Here is a 26,539-nt window from a genome sequence, read left to right on the forward strand (position 1 = left end):
AAGGGACAAATATGATCAACCCAGCAAAACTTGAAGAAATTGCTAAGCAAATTACTAGCAATATGCCGCAAGGTGTAAAAAACCTAGCAGACACACTCGAAGGTAAAACAAAGCAAGTTCTACAAAACAAGCTTGCTGAGATGGACTTTGTGAGCCGTGAAGAATTTGATGTGCAAAGCCAAGTACTTATTCGTACTCGCGAAAAGTTAACCGAACTTGAAGCTAAAGTTTCATTGCTTGAGCAACAACTTAGCGCTAAAACTGACGCTGAATAATTATACCAATTGCATTAAATTAGTGTTCTATTATAGCGATAAGAAAATAGCTCAATAACAAGGCTAAAATTATGGTACATAGTTGTTCTATATAAATAATTTTTAACGTAGTTAGTGAGTTATTTAATACACTAAGATGATCATTTTTTTAATAAAATTGGTATTAATTTAATGTACAAAAAAGGCAGCTCAGGCTGCCTTTTGCATTTTACCAAGTTTATTCAAATAGCTCATCAAGTACATAATAAGACAACTTAGCCTGCTGAGCTAAACTCACACTCAGCATTTTTTGCGCAACTTGTTCGCCAGTTATTGGTTTGTAACGCTTTAAAAACGCAAATCGTGTAATAGCAGGAAAAATAATACTGCCTATCTTTTCTGCCACTCTAAATTGCTCACGATCGCCTAATAATAAAGATGGTTGTAAAATACTTATTTTATCAAAAGGGAGTGCTTTAATATGTTGCTCAAGCTCTCCCTTCATTTTCAAATAAGCACTATTACTGTGCGTATTCGCCCCGCTTGATGACACTAAGCAATAATGCGTAACGCCATTACATGCCGCTAACTGCGCCGCTATAAACTGATAATCAAAATCAACTTTACGCTGAGCGTGTATCGAGCCCGCTCGTTTACGGGTTGTGCCCAAACACGAAAACAATACATCACCTTTAAAAAGCTCAACATATTGAGTTAATTTTTCAAAATCAATAACGTGATTAACTAGCTTTGCATGTGTGACAGGCAGAGCTCGACGGCTTAACGTAACTACTTTTGTATAACGATCGCTATTAAGTAACTTATGGAGCAACTCATTACCGACCAAGCCTGTAGCACCTATTAACACCGCCGTTTTAGTCATGGATTTATTTATTTTCACCCACTTTTTTAAATACGTGTTGCACTGCTTTTTTGTAGCTTTGCGTTTCTTCACTCGCGCACGTTACTACAGATTCTAAATCATGAAGATGGCCGTTTTCTAAACCATAAACCCAACCATGAACGCTTAGTTCTTGGCCTCGCTCCCAGGCATCTTGCACAATGTTAGTACGACACACATTACGTACTTGCTCAATTACATTTAGCTCAATAAGGCGGCTTAAGCGTTCGCTTTCTGGCATTGCGTCGAGTTGTTCAAGATGCTTTTCTTTTACATCTCCTACATGGCGTAGCCAATTATCAATAAAGCCAAATTTAGCATTGTTTAAAACGGCTTGTACGCCACCACAACCATAGTGACCTACTACCATTATATGTTTTACTTTTAAAACCTCTACAGCGTACTGCATAACCGATAAGCAGTTATGGTCAGTGTGTACAACCACGTTAGCAACGTTACGATGTACAAATAATTCGCCTGGTAATAAATCAACTATTTGATTTGCAGGTACACGAGAGTCTGAACAACCAATCCATAAATACTCTGGATTTTGTTGCATAGATAAAATTTTAAAAAACTCAGGGTCTGCTTCACTTGTACGAGCAGCCCAACGTTTGTTGTTATCGAATAAATTTTTTAACTTTCTCATTGCATCTCTTATTAAGTCGAGGACGGAAATTTAATGGACATTAGCAAGAATCAAAATATTACGAGGCGTTAACTGCTTTTCACAAAACGTTTTAACGCTTACTTGATAACCTTGCTGTTGCAAATATAAAGCACGATCGAGCACAAGCCAAACTTCAATTGCCCTTCTGAACACATGTCGAACCAGTTCAACTCGGTCAGTTATTTTTTTTCGAGCCACCCCAACCTCTAAATACTTAATATAATCAGTATCTTGAGGTAATTTTAATGCCTTTTTATCTGCAGCCCATGCACAAAACGATTTAAACGAATCTGAGAATATAGCTTTGTTGACCGAAGGTACGCTTACGTAATATTGCTCGCCAGTGATCGACTTTCTTAGTGCATCAAAACCAAGTCGCCACTCAAGTTCTGTTTTACGTACTTTTTCCAAACGAGAAGGCGCTGTGACAGTTTCTTGTAATGCGAGCTTTAAATCACGATGCGTTAGATTAAGCTCACTTTTATTTGCATCCTCACTCATTGCACGGTACTCATTAGCCGTGAATAAATGGTAGCAACAAGGTGAAAAGCTAATTTGCTGTACTTTCGCTAAACTTGCTTGGCGCATAAATGCTTGGTGTAAGCCACCGCATGCGTGAAGTGCTACAGCATGCATGTCTGTATTAAAAAATTGAGTGATATCGTCTTTTAATACATCTGCTTGGCTAAAGTGCATTGCTAAGCCTTGTTGCTGTGCACTTTTTTGTCCTTGCTCGCATAAGCTTTGTTGCAGTTCAATACTATGTACATTACTTGCGCCATTAAACGCAAGCATTCGACCTAAGTGTCCTTTACCCGCGCACCACTCTAAAACAGGTTGTTTGGTATTAGGTAGTGCAGATACAAAATCTTGTAACTGTGCAAACTTACGACCTTTAATGCCGTTACTTATCCAAAATGGATAATCAGCTCGAGAGTGGGCTGTGCTAGGTAACTCGCATAACTTTGCAAGTTCATCAAGTTGGTTTATGTGCTGGCTAAAAAATTGGTATAGCTGGTTTTGATCGTTATCAAGAACGCTTACCTGATCATCAGTTAGTTCGCTAAGTATGCCTTGTAGCTCTGGCCAAGGTATAGTGTCAAAATCAAATGCAGTGCACTGCCAATACTGACGATGATGTATTAAAAGAGAATCAAGTGCTAAAAATTGCTCAGCTAAAGTCATAACAGCTTAAAAAATAAAAAAGACAATTAATTATATCAGTTTCGTGAATTACCTAAGCAGTTAATTTTTACTAAAAATCAGCCGTAAATACAAAGGTATTGAAATAATACTTACCAAAATAGCTGCCATGAGCATCCACGATAACTGCATTTTTTCAGGCTCTTGATATTTATAAATAAAGTGAGATTTCACTTCGTCAAATTCGTTTTGCGGTATGCCATATAAGTCCGCAATTAAGCGCCACTTTGCTATCGACATATGTCCTAAACTGGTAGTGGGTGGGGTTATATAACTTTTTAGTACTTCAGCCTCAAAAGCGAGCTGATAAAAGCTTTTACCCGGTGCATAGTTTTGCTGGGTGACTGCAATGGCTTCATCCATGTTCATCATTGCATAACGCCACCCTTTTAGGCTCGCTTGGTAGAATTTTTCGACCGTTTGAGGATTTTTCTTAAGCATGTTTTCGCTGGTAAATAAAATGTCGCTATATACATCCATACCATAACGCTGTGGGCAAACAAGTCGATGAGCTACACCTTGTTGAGTCATATAATAAGGCTCTGTAGTAACATATACTTGCATAGCATCTAGCTTGTTTTCAATCCAAGCCTGGCCTGGATTTTCGCCATCGTAAACTTTGAGTTTATCCACATCAACGCCACTGCGTTTAAGCATAATAAGTAGTTCGGTACCATCATTTTTGCTTACCGCAGTGATACGTTTATTAACAAAGTCACGTGGATGAAAAATATCAGACGTGTCTTTAACCATCCAGCAGTAAGGTGAAAATTGCAATAAGGCAGCCATAGCAACAAGAGGTTGTCCATTAATACGTTGCTGTAAAATACCAGAGTGCCCTACTCCAAATTGTGCTTCGCCACTGGCGACAGGAGCAAAGGTATCAGGTTTCATTGGATTAGCTTGTTTAATGGTTACATCAAGGCCCGCTTCATTATAAAAGCCTTTTTGCTTTGCCATATAGTAGCCAGCAAACTGAAACTGATGTGTCCATTTTAGCTGTAATGTGACTGATTCTTGCGCCGCGATATGGCTACAAAAAAAGCACAATCCAATGATTAATCCTTTAAATAGCAACTAGGTGTCCTCAAAAAGTATGACGATTACCTGTAACTATATGTAAAACGTGTAATAAAGCAAGCACCCTAGTTAGGTGCCTGCCTATAAAGTAGGATTATACTGAGGCGAGTTTTTCGGCTTTTTCTGCTTGGGGCTTTGATGTTAAGAATTGGCTAAAGCACGGATTTTGTGTTTCATCTTGTACACTGTAACCTAAACGATTTAAGTGCTCGTTAAATATCTCATACTGACTCGGCTCAATAGCAAAACCTGCCAGTACATTCCCCATCGAACCACCGTGATTACGATAATGGAATAAGGTAATGTTCCAATTACTACCTAAAGTATCTAAAAAGCGTGCAAGCGCACCTGGATACTCTGGAAATTCAAAGCGAAGTAAGCGCTCATGTAATTGCTCGGGTGCTTTTCCGCCAACCATGTAGCGCACATGTAATTTAGCGAGTTCGTTATCCGACAGATCGCAAAATTGGTAGTCATTATTTGTTAAGTCTTGCTTTAGCTCATTAAGCTCTTGCTCGCCTTGGCGCAGGGCAATACCTACAAATATTTGTGCTTCACCAGGTCCTGCATAACGGTAGTTAAACTCAGTAATAGCACGGCCACCTAAAGAAGCACAAAACTGTTTAAAGCTGCCTTTTTCTTCTTTAATAGTAACCGCTAATAACGCTTCGTTTTTTTCACCCAGCGCAGTGCGCTCTGCAACATAACGCAGGCGATCAAAGTTTAAATTAGCACCGGATAAAACAGCCGCTAAATGTAACCCTTTTAAACCCGACTGCTGGCTCCATTTTTTAAGCCCTGCCGTTGCAAGTGCACCTGAAGGCTCTGCTATTGCACGGGTAGATACAAAAATATCCTGCATGGCAGCACATATTTCGTCGCTGGTGACGGTTATAACTTCATCACAAAACTTTTGCGCTAAGCGAAATGTTTCAGTGCCAATAATTTTAACCGCTACGCCATCAGCAAAACTACCAACGCGCTCAAGCTCTACCGGTTTGCCTGCTTTAAGTGCCGCTTGTAAACATGCACTTTCGTCGGCTTCTACACCAATTACTTTTATATCTGGACGCAGCGATTTAATATAAACCGCCATCCCAGCAAGTAAACCGCCGCCGCCAACAGGAATAAACACCGCATCGAGCTCGTTTAATTGCTGCATAAGCTCACGTGCTACAGTACCTTGACCAACAATGACGTCTGGGTCATCAAATGGTGGAACAAATATACCGTTTCGTTGCTCTGTAAGCTCAAGCGCATGTGCTTTTGCGGCATCAAAATGATGTCCATGTAGCACAACTTCACCGCCAAGCGCACGTACCGCACTGACTTTTATTTCAGGCGTTGTTACTGGCATTACAATTGTAGCTTGATGCCCTAAGTGAGAAGCACTTAGTGCAACCCCTTGAGCGTGATTACCCGCTGAAGCAGTGATAACCACTGAGCCTTTAGGTAATTTATTTAATTTGTTATACGCACCGCGTAATTTAAATGAATACACGGGCTGTTGGTCTTCACGCTTTAACCAAACATGGTTACCTAATTTAGCACCGAGCTCAGCCATTTCGCTGACCTCGGTAACTTTAGCCAAAGGCTCCATGTTTGCTTGAATAATAGCGCGAAAATAATCGAGCTCTTGAGAGACCATAATTAACTAAGCGCCTCCAATTTAGCTAAGTCACGCACTGCGCCTTTATCAGCACTTGTTGCAAGTAATGCATAAGCCTTTAAAGCAGACGATACATAGCGCTCACGATCAACTGGTTTGTACGCCAGTTTTCCGCGTGCTAATTGTTTTTGTTTACGTGCTTCAAGCTCTTCATCACTTAACGCTAATGTGATTTCACGTGTTGCGATATCAATAATGATTTTGTCGCCATTTTCAACATAAGCAATTGCACCACCACTTGCCGCCTCTGGCGACACATGACCAATTGATAAACCCGAAGTACCACCCGAAAAGCGACCATCAGTAATAAGTGCACATTTTTCAGCTAGGCCTTTTGATTTCAAGTAGCTAGTTGGGTATAGCATTTCTTGCATACCAGGGCCTCCTCTAGGGCCTTCGTAACGAATAACCACGATATCACCGGCTTTTACTTCATCGTTTAAAATACCTTCTACAGAATCATCTTGTGACTCGTACACGACTGCAGTACCTTCAAAATGTAGCATTTCATCAACAACGCCAGCGCTTTTAACAATACAGCCATCAACTGCTAAATTACCCGAAAGTACAGCTAAGCCACCGTCTTGGCGAAAAGCGTGTTCGACACTTCGGATGCACCCATTAACACGGTCATTATCGCCCTCGTCCCAACGACACTCTTGGCTCATTGCTTTAGTGGTACGAATGCCCGCAGGGCCAGCACGGTAAAATTTGCGCGCTGCTTCGTTAGTAGGATCTGTTGCATCCCATTTTTTAACGAGCTCAGCCATAGTTGACCCAGCAACATGATTAACTGACATATCAACTAAGCCTGCTTTGCCAAGTTCACGTACGATTGCCATCATGCCGCCTGCGCGGTGCACATCTTCAATGTGATATTCAGGTGTCGCTGGTGCAACTTTACATAAAAATGGTGTTTTACGAGAGAGCGCATCAATGTGCGACATATCAAAATCAACGCCCGCTTCTTGCGCTGCAGCAAGTAAATGCAATACCGTATTTGACGAGCCACCCATTGCAATATCAACAACCATTGCATTCATAAAGGCTGTTTTGTTAGCAATAGCACGTGGCAATACATCTTGATTATCTTTTTGATAATACTCACGACATAAATCAACAATACGAGCCCCCGCTTCAACATAAAGTTGTTTACGGTCTTTATGAGTCGCAAGCGTCGTACCGTTACCTGGCAATGCTAAACCAATCGCTTCTAGCAGACAGTTCATTGAGTTTGCAGTAAACATGCCTGAACACGAGCCACATGTTGGACACGCAGAGCGCTCTACTTGCTCTGAATCTGCATCACTTACCGATTCATCAGCGCCTTTAACCATGGCATCTACTAAATCAAGTTTAATATCGATGTTAGCAAGCTTAGTTTTACCTGCTTCCATTGGACCGCCTGATACAAATATTACCGGAATATTTAAGCGTAGTGCTGCAAGCATCATTCCTGGAGTAATTTTGTCGCAGTTTGAAATACAAATCATCGCATCAGCACAATGACCATTTACCATATACTCAACCGAGTCAGCAATTAAGTCGCGCGAAGGCAGCGAATACAGCATGCCGCCGTGACCCATTGCAATACCATCATCAATCGCAATAGTATTAAATTCTTTAGGGACGCCACCGGCTTGTGTAATGGTTTCAGCCATAAGTTCACTTAGCTGATTAAGGTGAACATGCCCTGGTACAAATTGTGTAAACGAGTTAACTACGGCAATAATCGGCTTACCAAAATCGGTGTCGGTCATACCTGTTGCGCGCCATAATGCACGAGCGCCTGCGCGTTTACGCCCTTCAGTTGTTGTTGCACTTCTTAATTTAGCCATAGTTACCTCAGTTTTTGCCGCAAAATAAGCGGGCATTCCTCATTCTAAAATTGGTGAGTAACCGAGTGATTCAGTTACTCGTAAATTGTTTTTCAGTTCGTAATTACACAGCCTGTTGTTGCTGTAAATTTTGTAAAGTGACTTCTTTTACATCCACCAGCTTATTTAACTGGCTGGTTAAAAGGTGAATTGGTTTATCACTATCTACCGTCATGTCTACATTATAAAAACCATCGTCCATATTGAGCTGAAAATGCGTAAGGTCAAAACCACGATGACGCACCACTCGTAAAAAGCGCTCTACCGCTATACTTTGACTTTTTAATGCAATAGTTAAGCTATGTTTCATTTTGCTCTCTCCGTCATCATTTCGTCGTTAGCAGCCCCAGGTGGTACAAGCGGCCAAACATTTTCTTTATCATCAATACAGGCATGTACTATGTACGGACCTTTACTGTTAACTAATGCAGTTATCGCATCATCAACTTGGTTAGCGTGAGTAATTGTTTGCCCTGGGATACCAAATACAGCAGCTAATTGCACAAAGTCTGGGTTATCCGACAGATTAGTTTCAGAATAACGCCCTTCAAAAAATAGTTCCTGCCATTGGCGAACCATCCCTAAACGCTGGTTATCTAAAATTAATATTTTTACAGGTAAATTGTTACGACGAATAGTGGCCAGCTCTTGAATATTCATCATTATAGAACCATCGCCCGATACAGTGATAACAAAGTCATCAGGGCGTGCTACTTGTGCACCAATAGCCGCAGGTAGACCAAAGCCCATTGTCCCTGCACCACCACTGCTTAAATGATTACTCGGATGAGTAAACTTCATGTGTTGTGCTACCCACATTTGGTGCTGACCCACATCGCAGCACACAACCCCTGTTTTTGGCATGCGTTGGCTTAGTTGGTTTAATAAGTACGGTGCAAAAACCTTCTCACCTGGGTAGTCGTAACGCCACGCATGCTTAATATTCATTTCTTTATTTGTGTCACACCAAGCTTTAGGTGTTACAAAGCACTCAAGTGCGGGTAACGACGTTTTTAAATCGGCAATTAATGAAGCTTTAGCAGGTTTTCGCTTACCAACTTCAGCAGCATCTATATCTAAATGGATTACTTTAGCTTTAGCTGCAAATTTAGCTAAGTTGCCTGTTACGCGGTCATCAAAGCGTGCCCCTATACATACAAGTACATCACATTCTTGCACTGCTATATTAGCAGCTTGACCACCATGCATACCCAACATACCTAAGTAATGTTCGTAATCTGGTAATACACTGCCCAGCGCTTTAAGTGTTGATACAGCTGGCATCTGAGTTTTATTTAAAAATTGCATTAGTTCGTCTTGCGCATCAGCGGCTTGTACACCACCACCAACATACGCTACAGGCTGTTTAGCCTCACTCAACAATTGATTAGCAATAGCAACTTGCTTTAAATCTAACTCTGGTAAGTATTCATTAGCTGCTAGCCAAGGTTTAAAAGGGACTTGAGCCATTTGAATATCTTTTGGGATATCGACAAGTACAGGACCTGGGCGGCCGCTTTGCGCTAAATGAATTGCTTCTTGTAATATCTCTGCTAAGTCTTCAGCTCGTTCTACCATGTAGCTGTGCTTAGTACACGAAAGCGACATACCTAGTACATCTATTTCTTGAAACGCATCTGAACCAATCGCTGCAGTAGGCACTTGGCCGGTGATCGCCAATAATGGCACTGAGTCCATCATCGCATCAGCAAGAGCGGTTATTAAATTAGTTGCACCTGGGCCAGATGTTGCAAAACATACGCCTAATTTACGTGTGCTGCGAGCATAACCAACTGCTGCAAACCCTGCACCTTGCTCATGGCGAGTTAGGTAGTGTTTGACTGGCGCGCCATACAGCGCATCGTAAATTGGCATAATAGCTCCGCCTGGGTAGCCAAATACTTCATTTACGCCGTGTTTGGCCAATAAGTCGATTGTTAGTTCTGCGCCTGTCATTAATAAACCCTCATTCCTCAGTGACAACCCAATTACAAATTTTACCCTTAAAACTAAAAAGCCCTCCGAACGGTTAAGTGCGGAGGGCTTTTTTAATGCTTAAGTTTTTAAAGCACTACGAAGCCCTCGCGGGAATAATCACCACGATAATAATCAGGACTAGGTTAAGTGCGTTTGCAAGCATGTAATTAATACCAAATTTTGTTCAATTATCGCGAAGGTTATTCCTTCGCTCTCTTTTTATATTAGTACCGCGCTAGGCCCTTTAAGTCAACACCAAAGTTAATCTAACAAAAAGACTAAAAGGCAATTTATCAGGTTTTAAAATTCATTATACAAGCTGGTAGTGGTTTTTTTATGCTCTAATTTTAATCTCAGAAATTCACTATTCTTATATCCCTTATTTAAGGTTTGATTAATTTTTGAGAATATTTTTATAAATAAAATTATTTATCTCCTTCAGGTAATGCGTAGGTTCTCTTAAGCGACTCTTAAGTGTTGTTGCATAGCATGGCGTTGTTATTTTAAACGAGCCTAAATATGAACATAACTAGCCAAACACCAGCACAAAAAAAGCCAAATCGTAGTAAGCGGTTTTACATTCACTGTAGTGCAAATGCCTTTGTAGTGATGATTGCCTGTTATTACTGTTTAGTTATAAACATTCCTTTTATTCAAGGTTCGTTTAGCGCCATCACCTCCCTTGCATCTTTTTCATGGCTATTTTTACTTTCAGTGCCACTGCTTTTGTTATGCCTTTTAATTATTTTCTTTTCAATAGTGTCGGTCAGGTGGTTACTAAAACCAATTAACTACCTTTTACTGATAATTTCGAGTGCCGTACTTTACGGCTCATTAAATTACGGCGTCGTGTTTGACTATTCAATGATTCAAAACACGTTCGAAACAGATTCAAGCGAAGCGCTGAGCTATTTAAATCCGCAGCTCATAGGCTTTCTACTACTGTTTTGTGCGCTACCTGTTTTTATATTAAGCAAAGTAAAAATACACTTTACCCGTCCTCACCAAGAAGCGATTAGTCGTATAAAACTTATTGTAGCGTGCTGCTCATTAATTGCTTTAGTGGTCGTAAACTTTTACGCCGACTACGCAGCCACTGGCCGCAATAACCGCATTTTGAAAAAAGAACTCATCCCATTTCAGTATCTCTCTAGCGGTTATAAATATATGCGCGATCAGCTGCTGTATACCAATATGGAATTTAAAAATATAGATACAACACCCACTCTCATTACGCCTAACACCACCAGCGTAACTGTTATGGTTGTTGGCGAAACCGCACGAGCAGAAAACTTTGCTTATCAAGGTTATAAGCGCAACACCAACCCTTATACACAAAAGCATAATGTGACGTATTTTAATAATGTGGCGTCTTGTGGCACCGCTACTGCAGTGTCTGTGCCGTGTATGTTTTCACTGCAAACACAAGATAACTTTGATCGATTAGCAGCCGACAACCAACAAAACCTGGTTGACTTAGCACAACAAGCTGGCAGCGACGTACTGTGGGTTGATAACAACAGCGGCTGTAAAAACGTATGCACCCGTGTTGTTAACATTGATATCCCAACCACCCCATCAGCGCTTTGCGATGGAAAATATTGTTTTGATGAAGCACTGCTTGCTCCACTTAAGCGCAAACTCGCTAATTTAAACCAAGCTAATACCGTTATCGTCCTACACATGATGGGCTCACACGGACCAACCTACTTTAAACGCTACCCAGAAAAATTTAAGCAATTTAAGCCCACGTGCGACAGAAGCGACATTCAAAACTGCTCACACGATGAATTAGTTAATACCTACGACAACACAATTGCGTACAGCGACTTTGTTAACGCCCAGGTAATTGAGCAATTAAAAGCGCTGCCAAACAACATAGATAAGCAGTTTTTATATGTCTCTGATCATGGTGAATCACTTGGCGAAGCCGGTGCTTATTTACATGGTTTTCCGTATAGCTTTGCACCTAGCACACAAACGCACGTTCCTCTTTATATGTGGGCTGATGAGCATAATCAGCGCATTACTAATACCTGTTTAGCTAATTTAGACACCCGCGCTGCACGCTCACACAACAATATTTTTCACACCCTTTTAAATTTAATTGGCATTAAAAGCAAAACGTATCAGGCATCGCTCGATTTACTTGCTAACTGCCAAACAACACCAAGCGAAATAAAACTATGAGTAATAAAACCGTTATAAAACGCCAAGGCTTAATGCGTCTTATTTTTACCTTAAGCCATTCTTTTAACGGCTTAAAATGGATGAGTCGATTTGAAGCGGCGTTCCAACAAGAGCTAGCACTGTTTTCATTACTCGGTGTGTTTGTGTGGCTACAAGAAATTGCACTAAGGGATAAATTACTGCTTATAGCTAGCCTGCTTTTTGTATTGTTTGCTGAGCTGGTAAATACGGCAGTTGAGGTTGTAGTTGATAGAATTGGCAGTGAATACCATGAGCTTTCGGGGCTAGCTAAAGATATAGCCTCTGCAAGCGTGTTTATAGCTATGCTAATTGCCGCTCTTATTTGGTGGGCTGTGTTATGGGCATAAAGCTAACTTTTATACCTAAAATACAAAATGCACTTGGCCCTGTATGGATTTTTGTTGTATTTGCTGTTTTAGCACTTAGCTTGTTAACACTTGCTCGCTTTGGATTAAGTGTATGGCAAGGGGAGCGTGTATTTGGATTGCATGCATGGTTATCTATATTTATAGGTGGTTTAAGAGTTGATATAGCCACTCTAAGCTACATTATTATGCCCGCATTACTACTTACTTTACTGATGCAAAGCGTAGGTTGGCAAAATAAAGTACGCGGCCTCATTAAAATTTATTTAGTGACGATGTCTGCTTTACTTGTTTTTTTTGAAGTGATTACGCCTACGTTTATAAACGAGTACGATTTACGCCCAAACCGCTTATTTATAGAATATTTAATTTATCCTAAAGAAGTCACAAAAATGATTTTTTCAGGCTATAAGGTAGAAGTATTTATTGCTGTTATAGCACTTATTTTAAGCTGTAAATTTGCAAGTAAAATATTTAGCAATCAATGGCAAAGCAAGTCATCACTAACAGGTTTAAATCAATCAATTTTAGCGCTTGTTTTAGTATGCTTAACTATTTTTGGCGCCCGCAACTCATTAGGACACAGACCACTTAACCCCGCCATGGTCTCGTTTTCTACCGATCATTTACTTAACGACTTAACCCTTAACTCACTTTATAGCGTCGCGTTTGCAGTTAAGCAACTTTCTAATGAGCAATCGAGCCAAGACTATTACGGTAAAATGCCCACCGATGAATTACTTAGTATTGTGCGTAGTAACATGCAAAATACGCAAGGCACATTTAGTGATGTAACCGCCCCTACAAAAACGTTTCATGGCGCAAGTAATACAGGTAAACCCAAAAATTTAGTCATTATTTTACAAGAAAGTTTAGGTGCTCGTTATGTAGGCACACTTGGCGGTTTACCGCTTACACCTAATATAGACGCCCTTTATAAACAAGGCTGGGGGTTTGATAATTTATACGCCACGGGTACACGTTCAGTACGTGGAATTGAGGCTGTAATTACAGGGTTTACACCAACGCCTTCGCGTGCAGTTGTTAAGCTTGATAAATCACAACGTGACTTTTTTACCATTGCTGATTTTTTAGCGAAGCAAAATTACAACACGCAGTTCATTTATGGTGGCGAAAGCCATTTTGATAACATGCGCAGCTTCTTTTTAGGCAACGGTTTTAAAAGTATCGTAGATACAAATAACTTTAAAAAAATAGACTTTAATGGCTCGTGGGGCGCATCAGACGAAGACTTGTACGACCAGGCCGACATAGAACTTACTAAGCTTAAAAATCAAAACAAACCCTTTTTTAGCCTTATATTCTCAAGCTCTAATCATAGCCCGTATGACTTTCCTGACGATAAAATAACGCTGTACGATAAACAAAAACAAACCCGTAATAATGCTGCCAAGTATGCCGATTACGCACTAGGCACCTTTATCGAAAAAGCTAAAAAATCGAGCTACTGGGATGATACTGTATTTATAGTTATTGCCGATCACGACTCGCGCGTATCGGGTTCGAATTTAGTACCGGTGGATCACTTTAAAATTCCGGCCGTTATTTTTGGAAAAGGTATTACCCATAAACGAGATAGCCAACTAGCCAGTCAGCTCGATATTCCTGTTACTCTACTGTCTTTAATTGGCGCAAGTGGTAAGCACCCAATGATAGGTCATGATTTATCAAAGCCAATTAGCGACAACAAACAACGCGCAATGATGCAATACGACAAAAACTTTGCCTACATGCACGATAATAAAGTGGTGGTGTTACAACCACAAAAACCAGCAACAACCTATGCGTATAGCAATAACCAGCTTGTACCATGTGAAAATGATGAGCAACTAGTTAGAAAAGCCCTAGCCCACGCGAACTTGGGTAATTTAGCCTACACAAATGGTTGGTATCATTAACCAAGTGACTTGATAATAAAGCCTTGTTAAAGTAACAAGGCTATTTTTATAAACCGAGTAAACATGAAAATCCTCGTTATTGAAGACTCTGAAGCACTAAGACGCAGCTTGCAAGTTGGCCTTAGCAACCTTGGTTTTACCGTAGATGAAACTGGTGATGGCTCAGAAGGGCTGAGTATGGCACTGAGTGGAAACTACGACCTCCTCGTACTTGATTTAATGCTACCGAGCGTTGATGGCATGAGTATTTTACAAGCACTGCGCAGCAGTAATAGCCAAAGCCGTGTGCTAATTTTATCGGCACGAAGTGAGCCTCAAGATAAAATTAACGGCCTTATGAAAGGCGCTGACGATTATTTAACTAAGCCATTTTCGTTTGAAGAACTCCATGCTCGTGTCCTTGCATTACTTCGTCGTGGTTCACTGCAAAACCAACAAAATAGCCTAACCGTAGGAGATTGCGTATTAGATCTCTCCCTTAAAACTCTTCATTACAAGCAACATGCCATTGAGCTCACGCGCAATGAATACAAAATAATTGAATGCTTATTTAACGCCCCAGAGCGAGTATTGGGGCTTGAACTTATAAGTGAAGCGGTGGTAGGTCAGTTTGATATGCTCTCTAAAAATGCGCTTGAAGCACACATCTCAACCATACGTAAAAAAGTAAGACAGTTTGATGGCGAGCTCCCGATAAAAAATAAACGTGGATTTGGTTATGTCGCAACAACAAAATAAAAATCACTCAATAAAACGTAAACTCGTTAATAATATTAGCGCCGTGATCTCGGTTATTTTATTCACCATATTTTTAACAGTTGATTTAAGTGTTGATACTTGGGTGGAAGATCAGTTTAATCAGTCTTTAACTAATAAAGCTAACTACTTAAAAACCTTAGTTGAAGATGACAACAACGTGGTTGAATTTGATTTTGCTGGCGAGTTTATGTCGGAGTATGAAGCAGCCGATGCCACGGAGTTTTACCAATTATGGCATGGCCGTGATGTGTTTGAACGCTCGGACTCATTAGCGCTTTATGAAAATGCTAACCTGCCTTTTTTAGAAATGCCGATAAACGAATCTAAAATTATAGATTACGAGCTTCCTAACGGGCGTGATGGTCGCGCACTTATAAGTCACTTTGTAGCCCAAAAAGATGATAGAAATCCCACTCACTCTGCTGTTTTTAATACCATGACTCTTGCGATTGCAGCGCCGACAGCCGAACTTAATAAAGTACTGATAATTATTGATGTGGTCTTTATTTTAACCTGTGTACTTGGTGTGTTTGGTGTGCGCTATTTAGTGACACGTATTGTAAATAAAGGCCTGCACCCACTACACAACTTAAACGATCAAATTAAGTTACTCGATATTACCGGTGTTGCGCAAACAATAGAAAGCGACTTTAAAGTAGAAGAAATAGAACCTATACGTAACGAGCTAAATAAGTTTATTACCGTTAATCAGCAACTCTATAGTAATGAAAAACGCCTAACAAGCGACATTGCACACGAGCTTAAAACCCCAATAGCTGAACTAATAAGCCTCTCAGAGGTGGCTATTCGCTACCCTGACGATAAACGCATTAGCGACACCTATACCAGTGATGTGCTTAATATTTCACAGCGTATGAAAACAATTGTTAGCAACCTCTTATTATTGCAGCGCTCAAGTAGTAGTGCTATGCAATTGAATGCACAAAATATCATGCTAAATAACTTAGTAAATCAAATTATTGATGAGCTGACCTTTAAGCATCCAAGTATCAAAACGCGTTTAAATAATGAGATAACTGACAAGTTTACACTTAATGCTGACGAATTTAGTTTAAATACCATTTTATGTAACTTAATCGATAACGCACTATTTTATGGACTTCCTGAGGGGCCAATTAAATTAACTGCCGTAAATAACAGCACAAACATGACCATCTCTGTTAGTAACAAAGTAAATAAACCACTAAGTAATGAACAGCTAATTGCTATTTTTGACCCGCTCTATCAGCTAGATTCATCTAGAACTAATAATCAGCGCCATGGTTTAGGATTATCAATTGTACAGAGCTTATGTAACTTAAATGGCTTTACTATTACGGCCAGTAATACCGAAAACAATACGTTAACGTTTATATTAACGTTACCTCTGAAGTAAATTTAGGTTAGTATTTACACTACTAATTTTGAGATTTTAAGGACAAACCATGAATGCTCTTACCCGTATTAGCCACTTTTTTATTGTGGCGTTACTTATAACATTTAGCCTGAACAGCTATGCAGCTCCTGCCTTATATAAAATAGAAAAAAATGGCGTTAGCTCTTACCTATTTGGCACTGTACACGTTGGTGATGCCAGCATGAAAGGCTTACCTAAAAATGTAACCGATGCAATTAGTGCAAGCAAAGAAGTGATTGTTGAAGTTGATATAAGCAAACTTACTCCACTTGAAATGCAGCAGCGTTCAATGCCATTTATGATGCTAAGGAACGGTAAAACACTGCAAACTGAGCTTTCAAAGCAAAATTATACCAAGCTAAAAGATTACTTTACTAAAAAGTCGATTGATATTGCTATGTTTAATGGCTTAAAGCCCTGGGCTGTTATGGTGACTATGATGCAAATTGAATTTCAAAATGCAGGATATTCAGATAAAACCGGCATAGACAAGCAAGTGCTTAGTTATGCTAAAGAGCATAATATTAAAATTGGCGAGCTTGAAACCCTAGAACAACAACTACAAATGTTTGATGGTATGGCGCTATTAAGCAATGAAATGATTGAAGAAACTTTTGAGCAACTAGCCGATATTAATACTTACTTTATCAAGTTAGTTAATGCCTGGAAAAGCGGTGACATGGATACACTAACCGATTACTACAACATGAGTTTTGATGACAGTAATTACGGTGAAATTAGCGAGCAAGTAATGCTAACTAACCGCAATAATAATTGGGTTAAACAACTCACACCGCGTTTAGCAAACGAGCAGCTATTTATTGCTGTAGGCGCTTTGCATTTACCTGAAAAACACGGGTTACTTAAACAACTTCGAGATAAAGGCTTTAGCGTTACTCGTCTTTAAAATAAAAATGGGTTGAGTGAATTCTCGCTCAACCTTTCTCTAAGCTTTTAATGAAAGTCTTCCATTTTTAAGTAATTCTCTATTCCTTTAATTTTGTCTGCCGCATGATGATTTACATAAATCACTGTACTTGTATTGGCAGCACAAATTTTCTCTATTAGTAGCAGTACACGTTGCCTATTTGCTTCATCTAAGCCTAAGCAAGGTTCATCTAAAATAAGTAACGTTGGATGTTTTACCATAGCCCGCACAATTAATAACATACGCTGATCGCCGTACGATAGCTGGGTGAATGAGGTATTTTGTTTATCACTTAAACCAATAAATGCCAGCCACTGCTTAGCAATATTAATTTGTGCGTCGCTCGGTTTTTGATATAAACCTATGCTGTCGTAAAATCCTGAAATAACAGTATTTAAAGCCGATATACTTACGCGGTAATCCATATGTAGCGCGTTAGATATAAAACCAATATGCTGTTTTATATCCCAAATACTCTCCCCGGTTCCGCGTTTAAAACCGAACACTTCAATGTCATTGTTATAACACTGTGGGTTATCACCTGTTATTAAATTTAATAGGCATGTTTTGCCTGAACCGTTCGCTCCACTAAGCTGCCAATGCTGATGCTTTTTTATAGTCCAATTGAGATTTTTGAATATACTTACATCACTATAACTAACTTTAGCATTACTCAATTTAACTAAGGTATTACCAGTGAATGCCTTTTGCTCTTGTTCGGTATCAGGAGATGGCACATCCAATGAGGTATGTTCTAAATGAAGTAGTTTTAGTAAGTCACTCAATTGCTCACTGTCTGGCTTTGCCAAAGTATGTAACAAGCAACCTTGGTTTACATAGCCATAGTGAGTAATGAATGAAGGGATTTCGTCTAGGCGGTTTAGTACAAAAACAAAAGTAATTGTTTGGCTAAGCTCTATGAGTATTTTATTAAGTTGCTGGCACGATTGTACGTCGAGCCCATCAAAAGGCTCGTCAAGCACGACTAACTTACTATGGGAGCTGAGTGCTTTTATAAGTAGGAGTTTACGAGTTTCACCCGTTGAAAGGTCTCTAAAATGCCTATTTAGTAATGAGCTAAATTTAAATAACTCTATTAGCTGCGCTAATAATTCATCATTATTACTATGCCCTGTAAAAATAAGGTCTTTAACGAGGGTGTGCTTTTCATGCTCTAATTCTTGAGCTAGTAACTGTTTATGAGAATCTGAAGACACAAGCATAAGCTTATTAATACTACTTATACGCTTACCACTTTCACACTTAGCCTCACCGATTAACGCAGCTGTCAGAGCAGATTTACCAGCTCCATTAGCACCTAAAAGTAACCAATGTTCTCCTAGGTTTACTTGCCAATCTAGGTTGCATATATCGTAACGGCTTTTACCTTGCCCTTGTAAGTAACCATTAAATTGCTCAAGCGTAATTGACTGCACTAACTTTTCCTAATAAACCTTAAAAACAGCAAGTTAACGTATATTAAAAGTGCTTAGCAAGCTTGTTATCCGCAAAATTAATTTATTTCACTAACAACGCTAATACTATTTAATGCGTCTTTAATTGCTTGCTGGCTTATTGGCTTATGAATATGGAGGTTAGCTCCGTATTCATAAACTCGCTCTATATCATTTTGTGAGGTATTTGCTGTTATAACAATAATTGGCATTACTTTATTAAGATCGGAACGTATTCTTTTAATCGCCTCAAACCCATCCATTACTGGCATATTTAGATCCATAAAAACAATATCGTACTGATTTTCACTCACCATATCACACGCGACTTTACCATTTTCTGCGCAATCATAGCTTAAACCTAATAAACTAAGTATGCGGGTTAATAACATAGTGTTTAATGGGTTATCTTCAACGACTAAACACGTTAGCTTGTTGTTTACTTTAAGAGGTGTTGGGAGGGCTTTACTTATTGCCACTGGTAAATACAAAGACACCAAAGCACCATGAGTTTTATTATTTGTAAAAGTAATTTCACCATGCAGTGCTTTTACAACGTATTGAACCCGGGTTAGGCCTGTTCTCAACCCTTGAAAGTGATTGGTTTGTTTAAATGAGTCAAATTCAAGACTGGTAATATTCTTCGAAAAGCCACTGCCAGTGTCACTCACTGTTAAATGAAATTCATCATTTAAAAGCTTAGCTGAAACAGTAATTTCACCTTTTTGTGTAAACTTAATTGCATTACTAATTAATTCTGTAAGTGTGTGCTGCAAACGTTGATGATCCAATTTACATACACAATTTAACGATTCATCTAAAGAGCTAACTAGTTTTAGGCCTTTTTGCTTACACGCATGCTTGTAAGCTATTACTACTTTATTACACGACTCTAAAAGGTTTTCATCATTTAAATGCGGTACCCATTTACCTGCACTTAAAGCCTGCAAGTCTTGTAATTCATCTAATATGGCTATTAACCTAAGCGCGCAATAGTTAGCTTGGGTTTTAACGCTTTGCTGTTTATCAGAAACCTCTAGCTCCTCAATAGACGTAATAAGTCCCTGCAAAGGTGTTCTAAATTCGTGACTAGCTCTGGCAATAAAATGTTCTTTATTTTGACTTGTTTGATAAACAAAATCTTTTTGTTTTTGTAGCTCTAAAAGCGTGTCTGAAACCTCTTTTTCCATTGGTATAAAAACAAATCTTAACTCAATAAGTAATAATGTCATTGCCAATAACCAGCATAGTATCTCTAGGTTGGCGACCCAATTTACTTTTTTAACAGCTTGAGATTCAAATAAGCTCACTGCCTTATCAAGCTTTGTTAATAACGTTTCAACATGCTTTATAGAAAATACTGAGTGGTTTATCTCTCCTTGCTGATACAAAAGCCGCTCTGTTTGTTCTATATAGTCAAATACCGCTTTATCTAACCCAATCGTTTCACCAAAATATAAGTCTACTAACGCTGGATTTAAGTAAATGTATTCGTCATCAGAGTTTTTAGTTAATAATATTTGATGGGACTTTTTAAATGTATTGAGGGACTTTTCAAGTGACTCAGTATGAGCGGGCGAGTAATTACTGATGTTAAGCATAGCATTACTGTGCCAAGCAATTTTCTGTGAGAGCATACGCTGGCTACCAGCGATGTTAATAATTTTTGCATCAAACTTTTGAACAGAAAAACTATGCTGCATTAATAAAGCAGAGCCACTTATTAATAGCGCTATTGCAATTAGTGCCCATCGGTAACGTGTTCTCACGCTTTTAATAATATTGAACATGTATAAACCAGTTTTTTTATATAAGTGTAGACTAATTTTTTAAAACGAAGAATCAGTCAAAATAATTAAGCGAATTATTAATACCCAATAAAAAAGCCCAGCATCAAGCTGGGCCATAGTAGTAAAATTATATTAGCGATTCTCTAATCGATTATAATCGAACATTCCATATTCTATCCCACGATACTTTTTAGCTGTATCGTGCAATATATCGCTGTATTGCCAAAACTGTGGATGAGTACGTCGAATACCAAACTTAGATTTCAAAGCACCATAATCGGCTTCTATTTGCATCATAGGCAATTGCTCGGCAAAAGCATTTACTTGCTGCTCGTTATTTAAATACCAAATAGCTGCTGGGTAATCACCGATAAAGCCAGGAACAATAGTCGCGGTATCTTCATCATAAGCACGTTGGCCATCTTCGTTTAATAAACTAGATATATTGTAGTGCGCATTATGATGAATAATAGTGTAGCCCTTATGACTATTATCTTTTTGCTTTACAAGTACAAAAGAAAGCTGGGGTAACAAGTTTACCGCTTTTGCTGGCATATTACTTACTACATTTAACGGCTTTGGTACTTCAGTGTAGTTGTATCTTTCACTTAAAACTGGCGCTAAGGCTTCTTTCATCAAAGTATATAGCTCATGCTGTGGATCATCAGTTTTATAGTTAATACCACTTGGCTGACTAAATTCTCGGTTATTTTTAAAGAACTTAGATAAGTCAGGTGGTGAATTACGATACCACTGCTTTTTAATTTGATTACGTTTAGCCTCAGGTAACAATGCTAAAAAGTTTTGCTCTCCCTCTAAACGTAAAAAATCCATATATAGGCGTGTCACTAATTGATGGCCTATATTTCCGTACACATCAAAGCCTGCTACAAGCAAATAGTGAATACGCTCAAACAAAGCATAATCTAATATCCAGGTGGTTTTAGGCTCTTGACCAATAAAACCTTTAACTACAGTTGCACTATCAAAATGGCGGAAAATAGTTAGTGCCGCATTTTTATTATGCCCATCACCTTTCCAAAGTAAGTCTGTTGTAAGGTGCTCACCACCTTTGAACATTTTGTTAGCAAGCTCAACTTTCGCCTGTAAATACTTTTTCTCGCGAACTGAATATTTAACCCAGCTAGAAATGGGTAAGGCATTACTTTCCTCAGCGGCAGGAAGTTCTAATGCCTCTTCATGTTGCATTAGCATTTCCCCTACAGCCGGAGTCGCTACTTTATTAGGATCAGCAAAAGCCACCCAAAAATGATCGTTTATAACATTTAAAGCAATCTGACCACGACAAACAGGCCCTTTTATAAAGCCCATAATAATTAACTCTGCCTCATCAAGCATAAATTGATACTTAGAATTAATTGGAATAACTTCGAAAGTTTTAAAAGGGTTAGATGCTGCCTTAGCCTCATAACTCGGCATTTGCGTAACCGTATAATCTGGCGCAATAAACTGCTCATATAAACGCAGTAATTTAGCTTCATTAAGCTCAAGAGGTAAATGTGTTTTAGAAAGTATGGTTGTACGCTCTTGCATAAAACGATAATAAACACGGCTAACTTTAGGGTCATCGTATGGGCGACGCGTGTTAATTAACTTTATTTCCTCACCAGGAGGCGTACTTGAGCGAACTAGTTTGAAAAAGCTTTGTGGGTTTTCTGAAGTAAAATAAATATGTGCTAAAAACCAATGCTCATAAATATACCGTGCTGATAACTGATACTTTAAGCTATCTTGATTTAAAAATGCTTCCCAGCCCGCTATTTTATTCTGATCATATTTACTTGGTGGCTGAATATGTGACATTTTACCACCACCTTTAAGCCAGCTCTGTAAGTGATTAAACTCTTCACGCGAAACACCAGGTAAACCATAAGGCATGCCGCTATGAGGTTGATCACTTGCCAATCGATCGAACTCACCCATTGTTGCGCAGGTTTGCGAACGCGCTAACGAAAAGTCAAACTCATCACCTAACACTTCATTTACTGGCAATTCATGGCTTTGCTTTAACACTAAGCTATTAAATAACACACTGCCTGCTAAGTTAGCTTCTTCACTTTGTACGCGCTCATTTAGTACTGGCGTAAAATTTTTTTCTCGCCATTGCTGAGTGTTAGTTGCATCAAATAATAAACGGCTTGGGGTCGTTGCCAATAAACGAGTTCCATCGTAAACGAGCTCTTTACTCAAACCTCGGTCAATACCTTCAGGGGATGAGAGCTTCAGTTGACATGGTGCGTCGTAACAACCATGACAAACGACGCAGCGGGTATCGAGTACAGGTTTTACATTTTGTAAGAAATCAGCACCAGCACCTGTTGTATGAGGCACCATTCTCTCTTGTGTTTGTTCAGGTCCAAAAAGATCATCGTAGTGAGCATTTCCCAAATATGCACAACCACTTAAAATAATGAGTACTATCGTACTTATTAGTATTTTTCTCATTCGTCGTCCTCATCACCTAAATCAAAGGTGGGCATCATATCCATTTGAGGAGAAACGAATGTATTCTGACCTTCAGTATTCAAAACAATACTTAAAAGAGGGCCATGCGTTAATGTTATCTGCGCATCGTGCTCTTGATCTAATATAGCTAAGTACAGAGGATTAGTTATAAGCAACTCATAACCGCTAAAAGTAATAGCGACACTGCTATCTTCACTTGGGTTCTGGCAAATTTGAGCAAGTAACTCATCATCAAGTCCAATTGATATTTCAAAATCAGGCTGCTCTAAGTCTCTATTACTTAATGATTCATCTAATAGAAATAAAGGGAGGGTTAAATTACTATCTTGTTCAAATTCCATTGCGTTCTCTGCACTTTCTGACTATTAAATTATCAAACATTATAGCAATATTTTTGTCAAAAAACTGCAGTCAAAGGTTCTTGTATACTTCTTGGATAAGGAATCAAAAATAATAAGATACCTCGAGTTCAGCTTTAGATAAGTTGCTATTATTTTCCGAGTGACTAAAATTAACCCCAATTGATATCTCTTTAGATTTAAGCCATGTCAACGATGCATTATAGTATTTTATAGTGAGACCTTCACCCAAAGGCTTGCTCTGCCCCACGTATTCAAAGTTGAACTTTAAATCTGAAACTAGATTAATAATGCTGCCAACCTTAAAAGCTGAAAAAATATTACTACTTCCTAGATTCCCACTAACGCCGCCACCAACAAGCCAAAATAGCATTATATCATCTTGTAACCTGTAGGTTTTACCAAGCATTCCAGAAAGTTCAAAAGCTGATTTTTCGATTAAATAATTACTCTTCTGAGGTCTATAACCTATATAAAGCTCGCTAGATAGAGTTGGAAACATATCTAGGCTAGAAGATAAAGATTTTACGCCGTACAGAGTAAATTCATCAAGATCAAGTTTATTATCATCCAAGTCAATAGAGAGTGATGTATACCCTAATAACAATTCTGACTCGGATAGATATTGCCTATTATCACTTCTCAAAAAATGACCTGCGGGAAGATACCCAATTTTAACGGCCTTTGTCTCAAAAAGATTTCTGTTGTTACCTAATAGCTTCAAAGTAAAAGAAGAGTCTTGGGGTGTAAACACTGGGCTTTTGAAGCTTGCTACATCAATGATATAGCTCTTTTTCTGTTCAGTATAATAGTCTATTTTTTCTTGTTTATTCTTTCGAGTGGCATCTCTTTCTAAATTAAGTAAAAAATACTCTATTTCTAATGCACTTAGAGGTGTTTTTTTATCTATTTCCTCATCTTTTTTTATAATTTCATCTATATTCCTCCTCTGCCTAGCTGTTAATTCCTTTGAAAGCATGTGAGCCTTCCATAAATCTGAAATTTCAACATTAGTGGATTCAATTAAATTATGTTTTTGTGCTGCTTTAACTACATCGGTAGGAGTAACAATTAATCCTTTTTCTTCTAGTATGCTTTCACCTAACAATGAAATTAGTTCTAAAGTCATTGTTGCGCAATTATAAGACTGAAAAAGGTAAGTTAAACTTAACCCTTTTAATTCCCACAAATGCAGCTGTAAAAAATTTAGCTTAGCTTTATCTGCTTTTAATTTAAACCTCCATAAATTACGTTGCTCTTTATCTTTATATTTTGATAAATCATTTTTAAAAGGCTTTATGGAAAAAAAACCTGGCATCCCTGTATATAAACTTTCTGATACTAAAGCTACAGGGTTTAGTGTTTTTATTTCAGTATAATAAGCGAGAGAGTGTTCTACATAACTGTCATTGAAGTTCAAGCCTCCTGCCTTCAAAAAAACATGACCCATCATACTCGTAGCTGACGAGACAACTTCAGAGGCAAAAACCAATTCAATATAGTCAAAAGGAACTGACCTAGTATATTCTTGTAAATAAGGACAATTATCCTGAATGTTTTCTGGTAGTTTTATATCCAGGAAATCTGATATATAAGTTACTCTCGCTGGAAAGCGACAATAAGCATCGGGTAAGCTTTTTTTCATCAAGGAAAAAGTATAGCTGGCCTCCTTGGCTAAAGAAAACTTACCGTTATTATTTGAAAGCAAAAAGTTAGGATCTGTTATTTGTGGATTTTTATTCTTATCGAGGTGAAGTAGTTGCCTCCATAGCATAGTTTGAGATAGCTTTTTGAAGCTTTCCTCTTCACTTGCAATAGATTGTGAAGGAATTGTAGTAAAATAAAAAAAAGCTGTTAAAAAACAGCTTATATATCTAATCATATTAATTAGAGCATTGTATTGTTACTTTTTCTTCATAATCCCACATTTTCCCTGTTGAAGAATCTGTTGTGGAGCCTAATAGCCCCCCTAAAACTATGTTACCAAAAAATACGGGGGTAACCGACTTATCTACTATTGTGGCTGAATCACAACCTTGTGCAGTTGTCCTAAGGACTTTATTTCTTCCATCTCGAACCACTCTTATAGAACCAGGTGTTTTAATACTATTTCCATCAATATTAACATCTACAGCTTTACCATTAGTTGTTATGACTTCAATTGACTGCTCATCTGATGTCATTATGCTAGCGCAACCAGAGAGGGTGAATATTAATGAGAATGTAAGTGTTATAGATTTCATCGCATTTCCTTTGTTGTACCTGAATCCAGCGTGAATACTACAACAAAAAAAAAGACTGTCAATATCAAATCTCTTATTAAATTACTGATACTAATAACTAAATAGACATTTATGTTTTCTTATTAATTATAAAAAGCTTTTATTACTGAAAATACGATGCCTAGCAGATCGCGGGAATATCAGCTTAGGCGGACACACTTACACACCTAAGCTAATAGCTTTACTTATTGCTGCATTGCAACACTTTACTACCAAATAAATCATCCAATGATCAGAGATATCTTCAGGCTAATCAATTGTTATTTCAAGCATGCCAGTAATTAAATGCTCATTGACTACAATAAAAGCCAACCAATAACTTGGGATCCCTGCACTAATTTGCTCTTTTGGCATTTCTTACATAGCGGCTATATCATCACCTTGCTTTTGTAGCATGGTGTAATATATGTCCTCCCCAATAGGCTGATCGTCATGCCCCCAATCAAATAATGATGTATAAAACGCCTTACCGTCTTTCCAATTGTGCGTACAAAGCTCTGACCAACAAAAAACACCATGCGGGTGGTTTTCAACTTTACTCATGATTAAGCCCTTATTATTCTAATTTTACCTAAACGAACTCTGTCACATTTTATAAACTACATAATTGAACAGATCATAAATTGAGATTAGAGCAATAACTAAGCGGAGTCGATAAAAGAAGGACAAAAATTCGTTATCCAGTTGTTTCATATTTGAGGTTTTTAACGCAGTTAGGGTCAGATTTAATCCCTCAAATGGATTAAATATTATTGCTGATTGATATAAATGATTTACTAAGAAGTCCTTCGCTCTAGAGGAATCCCTGAATCACTTTTCTGCAGACGTAAAAAAGCCCGACTATTTCTAGTCGGGCTCTCTACAATTTGAAGCCTGGTAATGTCCTACTTTCACATAGCAAATGCTACACTATCATCGGCGCTGTTTCGTTTCACTA

At 38.5% G+C, this 26,539-nt stretch carries 21 protein-coding genes and 1 pseudogene; 7 read left to right on the forward strand and 15 right to left on the reverse strand.

Annotated features, from left to right (window positions below; translation table 11 throughout):
• The first annotated feature begins 11 nt into the window (after window positions 1-11).
• A complete protein-coding gene (locus H5161_RS18370) occupies window positions 12-275 on the forward strand; it encodes a ubiquinone biosynthesis accessory factor UbiK (RefSeq protein WP_002959905.1) in 264 nt (87 codons plus the stop codon).
• A gap of 217 nt (window positions 276-492) precedes the next feature.
• Here H5161_RS18370 and H5161_RS18375 read toward each other — a convergent pair whose 3' ends face one another.
• The 8 genes from H5161_RS18375 to ilvG form a co-directional block, all read right to left on the reverse strand.
• The gene (locus H5161_RS18375) at window positions 493-1,137 is read right to left on the reverse strand and encodes an NAD(P)H-binding protein (RefSeq protein ID WP_182693864.1); all 645 of its coding nucleotides are present in this window, start codon (window positions 1,135-1,137) and stop codon (window positions 493-495) included.
• 4 nt (window positions 1,138-1,141) lie between these two features.
• Window positions 1,142-1,804 carry a carbonate dehydratase gene (gene can, locus H5161_RS18380; protein ID WP_002959903.1) on the reverse strand — a complete coding sequence of 221 codons (663 nt, stop codon included), beginning with the start codon at window positions 1,802-1,804 and terminating at the stop codon, window positions 1,142-1,144.
• 30 nt (window positions 1,805-1,834) lie between these two features.
• On the reverse strand, window positions 1,835-3,010 hold the full coding sequence (locus H5161_RS18385) for a methyltransferase (RefSeq protein ID WP_182693863.1): 1,176 nt from the start codon (window positions 3,008-3,010) through the stop codon (window positions 1,835-1,837).
• A gap of 60 nt (window positions 3,011-3,070) precedes the next feature.
• Entirely contained in the window at window positions 3,071-4,105 is a 1,035-nt protein-coding gene (locus H5161_RS18390; protein WP_182696389.1) for an ABC transporter substrate-binding protein, read from the reverse strand.
• Between the two features lie 97 nt (window positions 4,106-4,202).
• Window positions 4,203-5,756 (reverse strand): threonine ammonia-lyase, biosynthetic, encoded by a 1,554-nt coding sequence (gene ilvA / locus H5161_RS18395; RefSeq protein WP_182769828.1) that lies wholly within the window; start codon window positions 5,754-5,756, stop codon window positions 4,203-4,205.
• Window positions 5,757-5,758: 2 nt separating this feature from the next.
• A complete protein-coding gene (ilvD, locus tag H5161_RS18400; protein ID WP_024596945.1) occupies window positions 5,759-7,615 on the reverse strand; it encodes a dihydroxy-acid dehydratase in 1,857 nt (618 codons plus the stop codon).
• Between the two features lie 103 nt (window positions 7,616-7,718).
• On the reverse strand, window positions 7,719-7,964 hold the full coding sequence (ilvM, locus tag H5161_RS18405) for an acetolactate synthase 2 small subunit (protein WP_002959893.1): 246 nt from the start codon (window positions 7,962-7,964) through the stop codon (window positions 7,719-7,721).
• Window positions 7,961-9,610, reverse strand: coding sequence for an acetolactate synthase 2 catalytic subunit (ilvG, locus tag H5161_RS18410; protein ID WP_182769829.1), 1,650 nt, complete (start codon window positions 9,608-9,610; stop codon window positions 7,961-7,963). The genes ilvM and ilvG overlap by 4 nt, the downstream gene beginning before the upstream one ends.
• A gap of 540 nt (window positions 9,611-10,150) precedes the next feature.
• Between ilvG and H5161_RS18415 the strand changes: the two genes are divergently transcribed.
• The 6 genes from H5161_RS18415 (at window position 10,151) to H5161_RS18440 (ending at window position 17,209) form a co-directional block, all read left to right on the forward strand.
• Window positions 10,151-11,821 carry a phosphoethanolamine transferase gene (locus H5161_RS18415; protein WP_182769830.1) on the forward strand — a complete coding sequence of 557 codons (1,671 nt, stop codon included), beginning with the start codon at window positions 10,151-10,153 and terminating at the stop codon, window positions 11,819-11,821.
• A complete protein-coding gene (locus tag H5161_RS18420) occupies window positions 11,818-12,189 on the forward strand; it encodes a diacylglycerol kinase (protein ID WP_007582120.1) in 372 nt (123 codons plus the stop codon). Before H5161_RS18415 ends, H5161_RS18420 begins: the two co-directional genes overlap by 4 nt.
• Window positions 12,180-14,126 (forward strand): LTA synthase family protein, encoded by a 1,947-nt coding sequence (locus tag H5161_RS18425; protein ID WP_182769831.1) that lies wholly within the window; start codon window positions 12,180-12,182, stop codon window positions 14,124-14,126. The genes H5161_RS18420 and H5161_RS18425 overlap by 10 nt, the downstream gene beginning before the upstream one ends.
• 63 nt (window positions 14,127-14,189) lie before the next feature.
• Complete coding sequence (locus H5161_RS18430; protein WP_154903897.1) at window positions 14,190-14,864, forward strand: response regulator transcription factor; 675 nt, start codon at window positions 14,190-14,192, stop codon at window positions 14,862-14,864.
• Entirely contained in the window at window positions 14,845-16,281 is a 1,437-nt protein-coding gene (locus H5161_RS18435) for a HAMP domain-containing sensor histidine kinase (protein ID WP_182769832.1), read from the forward strand. Before H5161_RS18430 ends, H5161_RS18435 begins: the two co-directional genes overlap by 20 nt.
• 49 nt (window positions 16,282-16,330) lie before the next feature.
• On the forward strand, window positions 16,331-17,209 hold the full coding sequence (locus H5161_RS18440) for a TraB/GumN family protein (protein WP_182769833.1): 879 nt from the start codon (window positions 16,331-16,333) through the stop codon (window positions 17,207-17,209).
• Between the two features lie 47 nt (window positions 17,210-17,256).
• On the opposite strand, the gene H5161_RS18445 is transcribed toward H5161_RS18440, so the two are convergent.
• The 7 genes and pseudogenes from H5161_RS18445 to H5161_RS18475 all read right to left on the reverse strand — a co-directional run.
• On the reverse strand, window positions 17,257-18,666 hold the full coding sequence (locus tag H5161_RS18445; RefSeq protein WP_182769834.1) for an ATP-binding cassette domain-containing protein: 1,410 nt from the start codon (window positions 18,664-18,666) through the stop codon (window positions 17,257-17,259).
• 77 nt (window positions 18,667-18,743) lie between these two features.
• The gene (locus tag H5161_RS18450; RefSeq protein WP_182769835.1) at window positions 18,744-20,474 is read right to left on the reverse strand and encodes a response regulator; all 1,731 of its coding nucleotides are present in this window, start codon (window positions 20,472-20,474) and stop codon (window positions 18,744-18,746) included.
• Between the two features lie 132 nt (window positions 20,475-20,606).
• Window positions 20,607-22,940 (reverse strand): fatty acid cis/trans isomerase, encoded by a 2,334-nt coding sequence (locus H5161_RS18455; protein WP_182769836.1) that lies wholly within the window; start codon window positions 22,938-22,940, stop codon window positions 20,607-20,609.
• Window positions 22,937-23,302, reverse strand: a complete 366-nt coding sequence (locus H5161_RS18460) for a hypothetical protein (protein WP_182694334.1) — start codon at window positions 23,300-23,302, stop codon at window positions 22,937-22,939. The genes H5161_RS18455 and H5161_RS18460 overlap by 4 nt, the downstream gene beginning before the upstream one ends.
• A gap of 103 nt (window positions 23,303-23,405) precedes the next feature.
• Window positions 23,406-25,202, reverse strand: a complete 1,797-nt coding sequence (locus H5161_RS18465) for a DUF4105 domain-containing protein (RefSeq protein WP_182769837.1) — start codon at window positions 25,200-25,202, stop codon at window positions 23,406-23,408.
• A 1-nt stretch (window position 25,203) separates the two neighbouring features.
• Window positions 25,204-25,563 carry an adenosine deaminase gene (locus H5161_RS18470; RefSeq protein ID WP_182769838.1) on the reverse strand — a complete coding sequence of 120 codons (360 nt, stop codon included), beginning with the start codon at window positions 25,561-25,563 and terminating at the stop codon, window positions 25,204-25,206.
• Window positions 25,564-25,893: 330 nt separating this feature from the next.
• Window positions 25,894-26,145 (reverse strand): annotated as a pseudogene (locus tag H5161_RS18475) (VOC family protein); the annotation flags it as partial.
• Window positions 26,146-26,539 lie beyond the last annotated feature (394 nt).

Source organism: Pseudoalteromonas sp. SG43-5, assembly GCF_014164345.1.
Lineage (GTDB): Bacteria > Pseudomonadota > Gammaproteobacteria > Enterobacterales > Alteromonadaceae > Pseudoalteromonas > Pseudoalteromonas distincta.

Coding starts and splice junctions, on each gene's coding strand:
- ilvA (WP_182769828.1), bottom strand. CDS start 5,756: ATGGTCTCTCAAGAGCTCGATTATTTTCGCGCTATTATTCAAGCAAAC.
- H5161_RS18370 (WP_002959905.1), top strand. CDS start 12: ATGATCAACCCAGCAAAACTTGAAGAAATTGCTAAGCAAATTACTAGC.
- H5161_RS18425 (WP_182769831.1), top strand. CDS start 12,180: ATGGGCATAAAGCTAACTTTTATACCTAAAATACAAAATGCACTTGGC.
- H5161_RS18450 (WP_182769835.1), bottom strand. CDS start 20,474: ATGTTCAATATTATTAAAAGCGTGAGAACACGTTACCGATGGGCACTA.
- H5161_RS18435 (WP_182769832.1), top strand. CDS start 14,845: ATGTCGCAACAACAAAATAAAAATCACTCAATAAAACGTAAACTCGTT.
- H5161_RS18470 (WP_182769838.1), bottom strand. CDS start 25,563: ATGAAATCTATAACACTTACATTCTCATTAATATTCACCCTCTCTGGT.
- H5161_RS18465 (WP_182769837.1), bottom strand. CDS start 25,202: ATGATTAGATATATAAGCTGTTTTTTAACAGCTTTTTTTTATTTTACT.
- H5161_RS18415 (WP_182769830.1), top strand. CDS start 10,151: ATGAACATAACTAGCCAAACACCAGCACAAAAAAAGCCAAATCGTAGT.
- H5161_RS18460 (WP_182694334.1), bottom strand. CDS start 23,302: ATGGAATTTGAACAAGATAGTAATTTAACCCTCCCTTTATTTCTATTA.
- H5161_RS18420 (WP_007582120.1), top strand. CDS start 11,818: ATGAGTAATAAAACCGTTATAAAACGCCAAGGCTTAATGCGTCTTATT.
- can (WP_002959903.1), bottom strand. CDS start 1,804: ATGAGAAAGTTAAAAAATTTATTCGATAACAACAAACGTTGGGCTGCT.
- ilvD (WP_024596945.1), bottom strand. CDS start 7,615: ATGGCTAAATTAAGAAGTGCAACAACAACTGAAGGGCGTAAACGCGCA.
- H5161_RS18455 (WP_182769836.1), bottom strand. CDS start 22,940: ATGAGAAAAATACTAATAAGTACGATAGTACTCATTATTTTAAGTGGT.
- ilvG (WP_182769829.1), bottom strand. CDS start 9,610: ATGACAGGCGCAGAACTAACAATCGACTTATTGGCCAAACACGGCGTA.
- H5161_RS18385 (WP_182693863.1), bottom strand. CDS start 3,010: ATGACTTTAGCTGAGCAATTTTTAGCACTTGATTCTCTTTTAATACAT.
- H5161_RS18440 (WP_182769833.1), top strand. CDS start 16,331: ATGAATGCTCTTACCCGTATTAGCCACTTTTTTATTGTGGCGTTACTT.
- ilvM (WP_002959893.1), bottom strand. CDS start 7,964: ATGAAACATAGCTTAACTATTGCATTAAAAAGTCAAAGTATAGCGGTA.
- H5161_RS18375 (WP_182693864.1), bottom strand. CDS start 1,137: ATGACTAAAACGGCGGTGTTAATAGGTGCTACAGGCTTGGTCGGTAAT.
- H5161_RS18430 (WP_154903897.1), top strand. CDS start 14,190: ATGAAAATCCTCGTTATTGAAGACTCTGAAGCACTAAGACGCAGCTTG.